We start from the raw sequence: 14,726 nt of genomic DNA on the forward strand, positions 1-14,726 counted from the left end.
CACCGATCCCGGCCCCATCCCTCGCCAGCGTCACCACGAACCCTCAAGGGGAGTCGAGCGCTGGCAGAAACTCAGGGTTCCTGGTGGCGCAAGCACCCAACCCGGCCCCATAACTCGCGAACGTCACCACGAACCCCAAAAAGGCAACAACGCAATCGCCCCCTGCACATCCGGGGGGATGGGCAGGGGGCGGGCGTCGGAAAGCGGGAACTTAAGCGTCGATTTCCTGGCCGGTGCGGAGGACGCCGTCGACGAGGCGGGCATCGTGGTCCAGCAGGACCGCGGCCTCGCGGGACTTGACGGCGTCGCCGGTGCCACCGAGGTTGCGGTCGGCAGGACGCTCGAAGAGCGGAGCGCCACCGTACATGCCGTCGACGATGCGACGCAGGCCGGCTTCTTCGCGGGCGACGGACTGGCGGACCCACTCGGCAGCCGCCTCATGGCCGCGCTCCTGGCGCAGGGCCGCGAGGAAGGCGCCCGGGTGGACGATCGCTACGAGAGCGGAGACGTGGCCGAAACCGAGCGAAGTGACCAGGCCGACCTTGGGTGCGCGGGCCGCCAGGTTGAGCGGCTTGCGCAGCCAGACCAGGTGCTCGTGCTGGGCCAAGACGGGGTCGACGCAGTCGAGGGACATGTTCGCCGGGATCTGGCCGGAGCGGAGAACCTGGGTGAGGCCGATCATCTGGAAGGCTGCGGCGCCGCCCTTAGCGTGGCCGGTGAGGGTCTTCTGCGAGATGATGTACAGCGGGTTGCCCTCGGCGCGGCCGATGGAGGCGGCGATGCGCTCGTGCAGGTCCGACTCGTTGGGGTCGTTGGCGGCGGTGGAGGTGTCGTGCTTGGAGATGATCGACACTTCGTCGGCAGTCACACCCACCTGGGCGAGCGAGCGGGCGAGGCGGGAGTCGACGCCACCGCGGGCGGCTCCCAATGCGCCGAGGCCCGGGGCCGGGATCGAGGTGTGGGCACCGTCGGCGAAGGACTCGGCGAAGGCGACCACGCCGAGAACCGGGAGGCCCAGGTCAGCGGCCACAGATCCGCGGGCCAGCAGCAGCGTGCCGCCGCCTTCGGATTCGATGAAGCCGCCGCGGCGTCGGTCGTTGGCACGCGAGAAGTAGCGGTGCTCGATGCCCTTGGCAGCCATTTCCCCGGAGGGGGCGGTGGCGGCCATGTCGCCGAAGCCGGTGATGCCTTCAATGGAGAGATCGTCGAGGCCACCGGCGACGACGAAGTCGGCCTTGCCCAGTTGGATCTTGTCCACGCCTTCTTCGACGGAGACGGCGGCGGTGGCACAGGCGGCGACGGGGTGGATCATCTGGCCGTAGCCACCGACGTAGGACTGCATGACGTGCGCGGCGACGACGTTGGGCAGGGCTTCCTGCAGGATGTCGTTGGCGCGGGGTTCGGCGAGCAGGCCGTCGATGTAGAGGGAGCGCATGGATTCGACGCCGCCCATGCCGGTGCCTTGGGTGGAGGAGACGCGGGCGGGGTGGACGTCGCGAAGCAGTTCCGCCGGGGAGAACCCGGAGGAGAGGAAGGCGTCGATGGTGCAGACGAGGTTCCACAGTGCGAGGCGATCGAGGTTGTCGATCATGTCGGCGGGGATGCCGTAGACCGAGGGGTCGAAGCCTTCGGGGATTTGGCCGCCGACGAAGCGCGACATGGTGATGCGGCGCGGGACGCGGACGGCGGATCCGGCGTGGCGGGTGACGGTCCACTCGCCGGCTTCCTCGTCGTAGTGGGCGGAGGTGTGGTCGGGCTCGGAGTCGACGTAGGTCTTAGCTTCGTCCTTGGTGGCCACGGCGAAGGACAGGTCTTTGTCCAGGTAGACGGTGGTCAGTTCGGGCGCGAGGTTGTCGACCATGAAGAAGTCGTCGTGGTAGCGACGCACACCGACGCGGGCGAGGACTTCGTCGTGGAAGCGGTCGAAGATCTCGGCTTCCTCGAGTTCGTTGTCATCGGCGTCGTACCAGGCGCCGTCCCAGGTGATCAGGCCCATGGTCCAGGCGAGTTCGATGACGCCGGCGGCGGTGAGGTCGCCGGTGAGTTCGGCGTCGAAGCGGGTGCGGGCAGAGCCGTAGGGGCTCATTTCACCGGCACCGACGATGACGACCATGTCGTCTAGTTTCTGGGTCACACCAACGAAGTCGGGGGTGGTCCAGTCGAGGCGTCGGTACGGGGTCGGCAGGGCCCGCAGGGTCTGCGGTTCTTCCTGCTTATCGACGCCCCCAGCCTCAGCCTCCGCCTCAGCGGCTGCCTCCCGCGCCAGCTCGGCAATGTTGACGTCGGACTCTCCGAGTCCGCCGGTGTAGTCGACGATGATGGGGGCGCCGGCGGCCTCCCGTCGAGCTTCGGGGCTGACCTGGGAGAGAAGGAGCTCGGCCATCTCTTCGGTGGAGAAGGTCTGCACGCCCTTGGCTTCGATGGCGTCGACCAGCGGGTCGTTGCCGCCCATGAGGCCGGTGCCGCGGACCCAGCCGATGAAGGCGTGGACGAGGCTGGTGCGGTCGCCCCAAACGGGCTCAGCTTTCCAGCGGGTGACCAGGGCGTCGAGTGCGGCCTTGGATTCGCCGTAGGCGCCGTCGCCGCCGAAGCGGCCGCGGTTGGGTGAGCCGGGGAGGACGACGTGGAGGCGCTTGCCCACGTTGGTGTCGGTGCCGATCTCGGACAGCCCGGCGATGAGGCGTTCGACGGCCCACAGGAGCAGGCGCATCTGGGATTCGGCTTGGGGGCCGGAGTCGGCGAGCGAGCCCATGACGCGAGGGGCGGCGAAGGGGAAGAGCAGGCTCGGGACGAGAGCCTTCTTGAGCACCTTCTTCTGGCCGTTGACGGTCGCGGTTTGCTCGGTGCCGATCCACTCGATGACGTCATCGAGGTCGCCGAAGGAGTTGAGGTTGGCGGGGATGACCCACAGGGCGGCGGTACCACGCGCGGCGGAGGCGTAGAGGGCCTTGTAGTACTCGACGCGCGAGTGCGACAGGTTGGAGGTGGTGACCACGACGGTCGCTCCCCCGGCCAGCAGCTCCTCGACGACGGCGGCGGCAATTGAGTTCGGGGAGGCGCCGGTGACCACGGCGACGTCCGCGGAGTAGGCCAGGGCCTGCTCGTCGCGGGCCTGCGCGGCCAGTGCGTCGAGGCCGAGGTAGCTGGCTTGCTTGGCGACGGCCTCGCCCGTCCCCGTCACATCCACGTCCCCCTCGGCGATCTCGCCGAGGCTGACGCGGGTGAGGTCTTCGCGGGCGGATGCCCAGCGGTCGTCGAGAAGCACGGCCTCGGAGGCCGAGAAACGCGGGGCGACCTGGCGCGGCCAGTCGGATCCCAGCTCGCGGGAGACGAGGTCGAACAGGGCGGCATCATCATCGTCCTCGTCGAGGGAGGCGGAGGCCTGCTCGCTGATGCCCAGCTGGGTGAGGATGGTGCGGGCGGTGGCCGCGAGGACGCCGTCCTTGCCGGTGACCTGCTCGGCGAACTCGCCGAGGGCGGCGGAGTCGACGACCCCACCGGCGGAACCGCCTGCCGAGGGCAGGCCCACGGCGACGCCGCGGCGGGCGGCGACGGCCTGGACGGCGGCGTCGATAAGCGACTCCAGATCGGACGCGGAGGCCGGGGCGGCCGGGGTGAGCGTGGCCAGATCGCCGCCGCGCAGGGAGGCGCCTTCGCGGGCGCCGATAACGACCTCGGCGACGACGTGGTTGGCCCAGCCCGGGCCGAGCTGCCACGTGCCGGTGACGCGCTCGGCGACGAAGCCAGGCTTCTTGCCGGTCGGGCCGGTGATGCGGCGGAGGGCATCGGCGGCGGCATCGCCAAGTACGGGACCGAAAGCCTGGTAGCCCTTGGCCATCTTGGTCACGGTGGCCTTCAGTGCCTCCAGCTCCGCATCGGCGGCACCGTCGATGGCGCCGAGGCCGAACTCGACGCCGAGATCGAGCAGCAGCTGGTTACGGCGGGAAGACACGCCCTCAACGAGCGTCTCGATCGAATCCGTCGAGCCCATCTGGTCCGGGCGGACCTTCGTCCAGATGGCGATGAGCATCTCCGTGGCATCGCCCGGGGTGAAGACGATGTCGTCCGGGGTGCCCGCGCCGGGAGCGGCAACGGGGGCGGGGGTGGTGATCGGTGCCTCGTTGGGGACGGTCGCGCCGGGGGCTTCCTCGGCGGCGGCCGGGGCCTCTTCGACGACCGCAACCTCGCGCACGACCTCGTCGGTGGCGAAGACCACCGGGCGGTCGCGCTCGACGTTGAGGACCTCAATCGTGCTGCCCGCGTACTTCGGCAGGCGCAGGGTCTGGCCCATCATGTTGGCCAGGGTCGGGGCGGAACCGACGCCGACCTCGACGAAGCGCTCGACGCCCAAACCGCCGTGTGCGTGGTCGCGCAGGACGAGGTCCTGGGTCTCGATCCAGCGCACCGGGGAGGCGAACTGCCAGGCCAGCAGCTCGATGAGGAGGACGCGGGCGAGCTTCTGCTCATCCGCCGCCGCGGAATCATAGTCGGCGAGGATGTCGTTGATGTACGGCGAGTCGACGACCTTGGCAATGGACTCGACGAAGTCGCGGGTCAGCTCAAAGGGCCGGGCGACGAGGTTGGGAATGTAGCGATCGACGAGGATGTCCAAGTCGATGGCCTCGGGGATGAGCGAATCCAGGTGCTCGCGGAAGTCGCCCACGCCATCGCGCAGGTGGCTGGAGTGGAAGGGCACGTCGATGCCGGGGATCATGATGAACGCGCGCTGGCCCGGGGCCCGCTTCTCCGCGTCCTCCTTGAGGGCCTTGAGGCCCCCGCGGGTGCCGGCCACGGCGTATTGGACGCCGGCGATGTTGTAGTTAACGATCTCGAGGAACTCGCCGGTCTTCTCCGAAAGCTCGGTGACGTAGTCGAAGACGTTGTCGGCGGTCAGTCCCATCTTGTTCGGGCGCAGGGCGGCGAGGCCGTAGTTGGACAGACCTTGCTCATCGCGCTCGACGAGACGGTGCATAGTCAGGCCGCGGCGGTAGACGATCTCCACGACTGACTCGAGGGAGAGCACGCCCGAGTAGGCGGCCAGGGCGTTGTACTCGCCGACGGAGTGGCCGGCGAAGTAGGCGCGCTTGTTCAGAGAGTCGGCTTCGCGCATCTCCGCGATCTGCGCGCAGCCGAGGGTGGCCATGGCGACCTGGGTGAACTGGGTGAGGAAGAGCACGCCGTCCGGGTGGGAGAAGCGCTCACCGGCGACGGTGACTTCGGTCGGGTTGTTCTGCACGATCTCCAGGACGGAGAAGCCCAGCTTGGCGCGGGTATGCGCGTCGGCGCGGTCCCAGATCTCGCGGGCGGCGGCCGAAGAGGCCCGGGAATCCATGCCCATGCCCTGGGACTGGATGCCCTGGCCGGGGAAGCCGTAGAAAGTGATGGGGGCGGCCATGACAGCGGTGGCGGACATGATGAGGTTGCCATCCACCGTGGCGGTGACGGAGCGGACCTCTCCGCAGCCGGGGCGGTTGTCCACGCCGGTGCGTTCCACGGAGAACTCAATGACCTGGCCGGGCAGGACCGGGGCGAGCATCGTGGCGGTGTATTCGACGACCCGCTGCGGGCGGGTCGAGGCGGTGTCGTCCTGGTAGCCGGCGCCGGCAACGAGTTCGCCGATGGCGGAGGTCCACATGCCGTGGACAATGACACCAGGCAGACCGGCCAAACCGGCGGCGACGTCGGAGACGTGGATCGGGTTGCGGTCGCCGGAGACGACGGCGAAGGGGTGCATGGACTCGGGGGCGACGACGCGCGCGAAGGCACGGAAGGAACGCGGGGAGTCCACGACGGACGGCAGCGCCGAGGTGTTGGTGCGGGCAGTCATCTTGCCGTTGCGGCCGCGGATGGCGAAGCGCTCGGAGAGGGTGGCCAGGGGCGCACCGTTGGCGTCGATGGTCGCGCGGACCACGACAACGCGACCCATGTCGGTGTCGGATACTTCGTCCGCCGCTGCGGAAATTCGCAGCTCAACCGGGCCATCCGCAACTGAGGGCAGGGTGCCCAGCATCTTGAGGTGGTGCTCGAGGTGCACGAGGGAGAGCATGCCCTCAACGACGGAAGCCGCATCGGTGCCGGGGATGACGGCGGAGCGGACGGCGGCGAACACGGCGGGCCAGGCGCGCCCGACGAGGACGTCCGGGGCGGTGTCATGGGCGGCCAGGTCGGAGGGGAGGTAGCCGGCGGTGACGTTGTCATAGTCGGCGAGCAGGCCAGCATCGAGGACTGTGGTCCATTCGGCGCGGCCGTCGACGATCTCGGCGAGGGTGCCACCCGCGGCAACGCGGGTGAGCTCCGCCATGGCGGCGTCGGCATCATCTTGGGTGACCTGCGGCGACGCGGACAGCGGCGCGTCGGCGGGCACGGTGAAGCGGACCGTCAGGTCCGTGGTGGTGCCGAAGCCGGTGGAACCGGCCAGCGGGACGATGAGCACCGCGTGCTCGGCATCCTCGGCGACCAGGACGGCGCCGGTCGGGGCGTGAGTGGCGCGGCCGTCGGCAAGCGTCCAAGCCTCGGGCGCACCGAGGCGCTCGACGAAGGATGCCTGGTGGCGGCCAGCCCAGTAGGTGCCGGGGGCGCGCAGGACGCGCTCGACGACGGACTGCTCGACCTCGACGACCGGCTCACCGGCCGCCTCGAGGGCGTCGATGGACGCCTGGTTGAAGCGACCCAGCAGGTCGGCGACGGGCTCGTTGACGCGGGTGATGCCCGCGACGGCCGCCGTGCCCGGGATGATGCACACCTCGTCGGCCGTGTAGCGCGGGTGGTGCGCCTGCCACAGCGAATCCGAACGCCACCAGCGGCGCACGTCGCCGTCGATGACGGGCACGAAGTTCGCCGGCTTGCCCGGGTTGGTCAGCAGCTTGATAAACCACGCCCGGTCGGCGGGGTGCAACAGATCCTTCTCCGCCGCGGGGTAGAGCTCCACCAGCTTTTCGACGGCCGCGCCCGGCGCGTCCACATCCACCGTCACGCGGGCCACAAACTCGCCGTGATCGGCGTCGGTGAGGCGGGACTCGGCGCGGGCAACCATGTCGACGAAGCGGTTGAACCAGGAGACGTCGATCCACTCCCCTTCCCAGGGGCCGGAGATCTCCAGGTAGCGGTTCAGCCACTGCGCGTAGGTGACGTCTTCTAGGTCGCCGAAGTAGGGCTTGCAGGTCTTGTCAATGGCGGCGATGATCTCGGCGCGGCGGGCCTGCGCGGCGTCGTCATCGCCGGCGACCTCGTCGAGGAGGCGGCCAGCCTGGGCGAAGGAGTTATCGATCTCGTGCAGGTCCGCGCCGAGCTGGGAGCGGCCGGAGGCGATGCCTCCGGAGACGCGGCCGGCGCCGGCCCACTCGTCGGACCCGGCGGCGTCGACAAGCGCCTGCTTGACGGCCTCCGACGCGGTGGATTCGAGGGTGGCCATGGCGGCGGTGCCCACGAGGATGCCGTCGACCGGCATGAGCGGCAGATCATGGGCGGTAGCCCAGGTGCCGGTGATGTACTCGGCGGCGCGCTCCGGGGTGCCAATGCCGCCACCGACCACGAGGATCGTGTTGGGGCGCTGGCGCACCTCGGCGTAGGTGGCGATGAGAAGCTCGTCGAGGTCCTCCCACGAGTGGTGTCCACCCGCCTTGCCGCCCTCAACCTGAATGATGACGGGAATCTCGGGGATTTCGTCAGCGATGGCGAGGACATTCCTGATGTGCTTGACCGCGCCGGGCTTGAACACCACCCACGGGATGTTGGCCTCGCGCAGCTCCTTGACCAGGGCGACGGCCTCGTCGCGCGGCGGCATGCCGGCGGTGACCACGACGCCATCGATAGGCGCACCATTGGCGCGGGCGCGCGGGACGAGGCGCTTTCCTTCGATCTGCATGCGCCAGAGGTACGGGTTGAGGAACATGGAGTTGAACTGGGCGTTGACGCCCGGCTCCAGCAGCTCGGTGAGGCGCTCGAGGTTGTTTTCCAGGTACTCCTCGGTGACCTGGCCGCCACCGGCGAGCTCGGCCCAGTGGCCGGCGTTGGCCGCCGCAGCGACGATGACCGGGTCGACCGTGGACGGGGTCATGCCCGGCAGCGTCATCGGGGTGTAGCCGGTGACCTCGGTGAACTTGGTTACCAGGCGGGTCTGGCCGTTGATCTTGAGTAGGCGCGGGGCGAACTGGGCGAAATCGACGGGCAGCTCGGGGGCGAGCCCGGTATCGAAGAGCTCGGCCTGGCCGGCGGTGCCGGACACATCGAGGACGCCGACGCCGCGACCGGCGACGATCTTGCGGGTCAGCGGGGTCATGCCGCCCTCGGGGCCGACCTCGAGGATCCAGCGGGCGCCGGTGTTGATGGCGGCGTCCAGCTCGGCAGGCCAATCGACGGTGCGCACGAGGACGTACTCGGCGGCCTTGCGGGCCACGTTGGTGTCCAGCCCGGCCTTCTCGGCCCAGGTGACGGTCTGCTCCACCGCAGCGTTCATCACCGGGTGGTGGAATGCGGCTTGAACGGGCAGCGGGCTCAAGCGCGGCTCGAAGGGGGCGCCGCCGCGCTCCTTGTTCTCAATCGCCTTGGCATCCTTGCGCGCGAACTTCTCCAGCAGCGCCTGCACTGCGGCGTTGTCCTGCGGGCGGCCGACGAGGACGAAGGCGTCGCGGGAGTTGCGCAGGCCGATGACCGGGCGCAGTTCCTCCGGCACGTCCGCCGTGGCGTGGTCGATCGCCAGCTGCAGCTGCTCGCGGGTAATACCCGAGATGGCAATCATGGGCATCTGCTCGCCCTGCTGGATGAGTCCGGTCATGCGGGCGGTGCGGGTGAGCGCAGCGCCGATGATCTGGGCAATGGCGAGGAGCTCATCGGACTCCGCCTCGCCGTCGAGCAGCATGGCGGACAGCACGCCCTGCGAGTGCGCAAAATTAGCCACAGAGCGGTCGAGTTCGAGGCCCTGGCGATCGAGCGATTCCAGCACGCCGAGCTGCGCGGTGAAAATACCGGGCACACTGATGGCGGCCTGGTTGAGGTCGAAGTCGGGCCCCTCTTCGCCCTTGGCCCAGGCAATCGGATCGAAGCCGAAGGGGCGGGTGGCGGCGAGCTCATCGGCGACGGGGGCGAGCCGGTAGGCAGCACCATCGACCAACGAGGTGATGGCGGTGCCCACGCCGGCGGCTACCGCGGTGCGCAGAGTCTTCAACCAGTCGTATCCCTGGCCGGCGAAGGCCAAGGCGAACGGCTCGGTGGCAAAGCGGTCGATCAGGCGGTCTGCGCTGACGGAAGTGCTGTAATCGGTCACGTGAGTGCTCGCTCCTGTATTTCCTGTTTATTGCTGGCGAAAATCGCGGGCAGATTGCGCCCACAAGTTTTGATAGCCAAATATGCCACATAAACCTGAGGAAAGCGTCATCTTTCGCCGACATGTCGCGGCGGACTTTTTCCGACATTCACCTACGATGCCGTAGGTTTCCGGTGGCCAGGGAAGTGGCGGGCAGATGCGTTTGCAGGGGAACGCAGCAGCTTATCGACGTCCCCGCGGCCCCACGAGGCCACGTCCCCTCCCCCTTGGCGGGTGAGGTGCATCACTTTTCAAGGGGTCCGGGGACATCTGCCACAAGGGCTCGGCTACAGGCTGGCCCGCGCCGCCGCCAACACCCCGACGACAATCGCACTGTGCTCCAGGAGGCGATCACGGGCATCGAAGTCCCCCTCCCGGATCAAGCGCTCGAATTCCACAAACTCGGAGATCATGCGGTGGGGCTGCGGTCGCGGCTCCCACACCTGTTCTTCCCCACCCCGTTCGCGATGAACGACGGTGCCGAGCTCGTTGGGCGGGGCGGGGCACAACGCATATCCGTCCATTCCGCGCAGGATCGTCCGGTTAGGTCCGTCACAGTCTTTGCCAAAGACCGCGATGGCCGTCGTCTGCGGGTACTCGAGGGTAAGCACGCCCGAGGTATCCGTACCGCGCTCGATATTCGGCGCGTAGGAGATGGCACTCGGCCTCCCCAAGAGACCGACGATGACGTGGACGGCGTAGACACCTAAGTCCATGAGCGCGCCACCGCCGTGCGCGGGATCGAAGGAGGGGTGCAGGGGCTCGCCCGCACGGAAGGAATCCATGCGGGAGGAATACTGGGCGTACTCACTACTGAGCAGGCGGAGCGGCCCGAGCGAGGGCAACAGCCCCGCAGGTAGCCGAAGGACTCCGAATGCACCGTCGTGATCGCCTCGACGAGGATGAGTCCTCGCTCGCGGGCCAGCGCAGCCAGCGAGTCCAGTTGCGCCGACTCCAGGACGAAGGGCTTTTCACAGATCACATGCTTGCCGGCCAGCAGCGCCGCGCGGCTGAATTCGTAGTGCAACGTGTTGGGGACGGCTACCCACACCGTGTCGATCTCGGGGTCCGCCAGGCATTCCTCGACGTCCGTGTACACCCGCGGGATGCCGAATTCTTCGGCCAGTGGCGCGACCGCCGCCAACCGGCGCCCGTAGATCGCCGCGAGTTCCAGACCAGGGATTTTCTTAGCCTCCGGGAGGAACTCGCCGACAATCTTTCCGGCGCCAAGGACCGCTAGTTTCATCACTTCTCCATGTGGCTTCTGTCTCACCTGTTGCTTTTAGAAAAAGGCTGTCACATAATGGGTGGCGATACCAGCCCCTGTGGGTTGGGCCAAGGATTGTAACCCTCACGGGGCAAGACCTGAGCAGCAGACCATGCGTCGAGCATGGACTGCAGCTCGGGTCTTTTTGCGTTCCAGGACCAGTTCTAGACCCGAAAGAGAAGGACGACATGGCAACGAAGACCGACTTCCGGCCCCTGGCCGACGCAGTCGTGACTGCGCTCGGCGGACCGGACAACATCCGCTCCGTGACGCATTGCGCAACCCGGCTGCGCTTTAAGATCAAGGATGCCGCCAAGGTGGATGACGCGGGCGTCGAAAAGCAAGAAGGCGTGATCACGCTGGTGAAGGCCGGCGGGCAGCACCAAGTGGTGATCGGCAACGATGTTGCGCTCGCCTATGAGGCGATCGTTGGCATCGATGGCATGGCCGCTAAGGCCGTCAAGGAGGCCGCCGACGACGAGGACGAGGGTCCGCAAGGCAGCCTGTTCAACCGGCTCATCGACCTCATTTCCTCCCTGTTCAGCCCGATCCTGTGGTGCTTGTCCGGCATTGCCCTGCTCAAGGCCTTCCTCGCTATGTCGGTGCAATTCGGGTGGATCGACGCCGAGGGAACGAATTACCTCGTACTCAACGCGATGGCCGATGCGGTGTTTTACTTCCTACCGCTGTACCTCGCGCTGACTGCCGCCCGGAAATTCAAGGTCAACGACTTCATCGCTCTCTCCGTAGTGGCGCCCCTGGTCTACCCCACCGTCGTCGCGCTCGGCGGCGTGGAGGAACCCGTCACCCTCTTCGGCCTGCCGCTGGTCACGATGAGCTACGCCTCCTCGGTGATCCCCGCCATCCTCGCGGTGTGGCTGACCGGCTATCTGCAGCGGTGGCTGGAGAAGGTGCTGCCCGGCGCGATCCGCACCTTCGGCACCCCGCTGTTGTGCGTGCTCATCATGGTCCCGCTGGTGTTGTTCACCGTCGGCCCCATCACGATGGTCGCCTCCAACGGCATCTCCAGCGGCATCGCCTGGCTTTTCGAGGCCGCCCCCTGGCTCGCCGGCGCTCTCATGGGCGGGTTCTGGCAGGTCCTCGTCATGTTCGGTCTGCATTGGGGCTTCGTGCCGGTGTTCCTCAATGACATCGCCACGCAGGGCTACAGCGCCATCATGGCGGTGCTCATGGCCCCCGTCCTGGCGCAAGGCGCGGCCGCCGCTGCCGTCTTCCTCCGCTCCAAGGTGGCTGCCCGCCGAAAGGTCGCCGGCCCGGCTACGGTCTCCGCGATCCTCGCTGGTGTCACCGAGCCGGTCGTCTACGGCGTCAACCTGCCGCTGAAAATCCCCTTCTACCTCGGCTGCGTCGGCGGTGCGATCGGTGGCGCCATCATCGGCATGGGCGGCGTCGCCTTCAACACCTTCGTCTTCCCCTCCGTCCTCGCCACGCCCGCCATGCTGGGCCGCGGCAACCTCATCCTGGCCTTCATCGGCATCGCCGTGGCCATGATCGTGGCGTTCGTCGGGACGTGGCTCGCGATGCCGCGGTTGGAGAAGCAGGAGGCAGCGGCTGTTCCCGACAGCGCGAATGGTGCCGACAGCACGACTATCGACGTCCCCCTCGGCACCACTGCCATTCTCCTCCCCGTCCGCGGCGAGGTCATCCCCCTCGACCAGGTCAACGACAAGGTCTTCGCCTCCGGGGCGATGGGCACCGGGCTGGCGGTGCTGCCTGCCGACGGCGACGTCATCGCCCCCATTTCCGGCACCGTCATCGCGGCACCGAAATCCGGCCACGCCTACGGCATCAAATCCCCCGAGGGCATCGAGGTCCTCGTCCATGTCGGCCTGGACACAGTCGCCATGAAGGGCGAGGGATTCACCCCACACGTGGTCAAGGGCGACGTCGTTAAGGCGGGGCAACCCCTGGTCACCGCTGACCTGGCGGCCATCGCGGCCGCCGGGTACGAAGCCACGACCCTGCTGGTGGTTACGAACTCGGGCAAGCTGGCGGAAGTCCGCAGTGTTGCGCCCAACGTCTCTTCCCTCGCCGGCGAGGCCGGCATCCTGGTCACCCCCTAAACCCCTTCCCTATTCAAGGAGAAATTCATGTTCCCGAACAACTTCCTCTGGGGCGGCGCTACCGCTGCCAACCAAATCGAAGGCGCCTACAACCAGGGCGGCAAGGGCCTGTCCATCCAGGATGTGCTCCCGCGCGGCGTCATCCACGACACCACCGAGACGCCCACCCCCGACAACCTCAAACTGGTAGCCATCGACCACTACGAGCGCTACGCCGAGGACATCGCGCTGTTCGCTGAGATGGGCTTCAAGGTCTACCGCTTCTCCATCGCCTGGTCACGCATCTTCCCCAACGGCGACGAAACCGAACCCAACGAAGAGGGCCTCGCCTTCTACGACCGCATCCTCGACGAGCTGGAAAAGTACGGCATCGAGCCACTGGTCACCATCAGCCACTACGAAACCCCGCTGCACCTGGCCCGCCACTACGGCGGATGGGCCAACCGCGAGCTCATCGACTTCTTCGAGCGATACGCCCGCACCCTGTTCACCCGCTACCGCGGGCGCATCCGCTACTGGCTGACCTTCAACGAGATCAATTCGCTGCTGCACATCCCGATCCTCGGCGGCATCGACAAGCCGGAACCCTCGCCACAGGAGCTGTACCAGGCGATGCACCACGAACTCGTCGCCAGCGGCCGAGTCACCCGCATCGCGCACGAAATCGACCCGAGCAACCAGATCGGCTGCATGATCCTCGCCGTGCCGCGCTACCCGCTGACCCCCTCCCCGCTCGACGCGCTGGCCACCCTCCAGGCCTCCCAGGGCGACTACGCCTTCGGCGACATCCACTGCCGCGGCTACTACCCCGGCTACCTCCTGCGCGCCTTGCGGGAACAGGGCATCGACCTCGACATCTCCGACGCCGACCGCGCCGACCTGGCCAACACCGTCGACTTCGTGTCCTTCTCCTACTACATGTCCGTCTGCGAGACCGCCGACCCCGCCAAGCAGATCAAGGGTGACGGCAACCTCATCGGCGGCGTCCCCAACCCCACGTTGGCCGCCTCCGAATGGGGCTGGCAGATCGACCCCGTCGGCCTGCGCATCATCCTCAACGACTACTGGGATCGCTGGCAAAAGCCGCTGTTCATCGTCGAAAACGGCCTCGGCGCCAAAGACGTGCTTATCGACGGCCCCGACGGCCCCACCGTCGACGACTCCTACCGCATCGCGTACATGCGCGACCACCTCATCCAGGTGGGCGAGGCCATCGACGACGGCGTCGAGCTGCTCGGCTACACCTCCTGGGGCTGCATCGACGTCGTCTCCGCCTCCACGGCCGAAATGTCGAAGCGCTACGGCTTTGTCTACGTCGACCGGAACGATGACGGCTCCGGTACCTTGGACCGATACCGCAAGAAGTCCTTTCATTGGTACCGCGACGTCATTGCTTCCAACGGCGCCTCGCTGACCGAATAGGTAGGAACATGAAGGTAGTCCGAGTACTCAACAACAACGTCGTCCTCGCCACCGACGACTCCGGCCGCGAGGTCATCCTCACCGGCTGGGGCGTGGGCTTTAAAACCAAGCCCGGCGCGGCCGTCGACGTTGCCAAGATGGTGCTGTTGCAAAGTTCGGGCGACAGGAAGACCTGCGTGAAATAATCACAGCCATGGGCATCTTCTCCGGTCGTCATTTCCCCCGTGACATCATCCTGTGGGCGGTCCGGTGGTACTGCCGCTACGGGCTCAGCTACCGCGATCTGGAAGAAATGATGACCGAACGCGGCGTACCGGTCGAGCACACCACGATTCTCACCGCTGGGTCCAGAAATACGCCCCTGAGCTGGACAAGCAAACACGGTGGTACCGGCAGGTACCTGACTGGCAGGCCAGTTCCTGGCGAGTGGATGAGACCTATATCCGGGTCGGCGGCAGGTGGTGCTACCTCTATCGGGCGATCACCGCCGGTGGCCAGACCCTGGACTTTTACCTCTCTCCGAAGCGGAACGTGGCCGCAGCGAAGCGTTTCCTGGCCAAGGCTCTCAGATTCAATGCGTCAGCCGGGTATCCCAGAGTGATCAACACCGATAAAGCACCCTCCCTAGCTGTACTGACCGGGGACGTTGATC

At 67.3% G+C, this 14,726-nt stretch carries 6 protein-coding genes and 1 pseudogene; 4 read left to right on the plus strand and 3 right to left on the minus strand.

Annotated features, from left to right (window positions below; genetic code table 11):
- Window positions 1–211: 211 nt before the first annotated feature.
- From CATRI_RS10170 to CATRI_RS10180, 3 genes are all read right to left on the minus strand, one after another.
- Complete coding sequence (locus tag CATRI_RS10170; protein ID WP_290217231.1) at window positions 212–9,262, minus strand: type I polyketide synthase; 9,051 nt, start codon at window positions 9,260–9,262, stop codon at window positions 212–214.
- A 326-nt stretch (window positions 9,263–9,588) separates the two neighbouring features.
- Window positions 9,589–10,086, minus strand: coding sequence for a Gfo/Idh/MocA family protein (locus CATRI_RS10175; RefSeq protein WP_435384163.1), 498 nt, complete (start codon window positions 10,084–10,086; stop codon window positions 9,589–9,591).
- Window positions 10,008–10,547 carry a Gfo/Idh/MocA family protein gene (locus tag CATRI_RS10180; RefSeq protein WP_290217237.1) on the minus strand — a complete coding sequence of 180 codons (540 nt, stop codon included), beginning with the start codon at window positions 10,545–10,547 and terminating at the stop codon, window positions 10,008–10,010. Before CATRI_RS10180 ends, CATRI_RS10175 begins: the two co-directional genes overlap by 79 nt.
- A 209-nt stretch (window positions 10,548–10,756) precedes the next feature.
- Between CATRI_RS10180 and CATRI_RS10185 the strand changes: the two genes are divergently transcribed.
- From CATRI_RS10185 to CATRI_RS10200, 4 genes and pseudogenes are all read left to right on the plus strand, one after another.
- Entirely contained in the window at window positions 10,757–12,652 is a 1,896-nt protein-coding gene (locus tag CATRI_RS10185; RefSeq protein ID WP_290217239.1) for a beta-glucoside-specific PTS transporter subunit IIABC, read from the plus strand.
- A gap of 27 nt (window positions 12,653–12,679) precedes the next feature.
- Window positions 12,680–14,074: a glycoside hydrolase family 1 protein gene (locus CATRI_RS10190; protein WP_290217241.1), complete on the plus strand. Its 1,395-nt coding sequence runs from the start codon at window positions 12,680–12,682 to the stop codon at window positions 14,072–14,074.
- 8 nt (window positions 14,075–14,082) lie between these two features.
- Window positions 14,083–14,259 carry a CAT RNA binding domain-containing protein gene (locus tag CATRI_RS10195; protein ID WP_290217243.1) on the plus strand — a complete coding sequence of 59 codons (177 nt, stop codon included), beginning with the start codon at window positions 14,083–14,085 and terminating at the stop codon, window positions 14,257–14,259.
- Between the two features lie 8 nt (window positions 14,260–14,267).
- Window positions 14,268–14,704 (plus strand): annotated as a pseudogene (locus tag CATRI_RS10200) (IS6 family transposase); the annotation flags it as partial.
- Window positions 14,705–14,726 lie beyond the last annotated feature (22 nt).

The sequence above is a fragment of the Corynebacterium atrinae genome (assembly GCF_030408455.1).
Classification (GTDB): domain Bacteria; phylum Actinomycetota; class Actinomycetes; order Mycobacteriales; family Mycobacteriaceae; genus Corynebacterium; species Corynebacterium atrinae.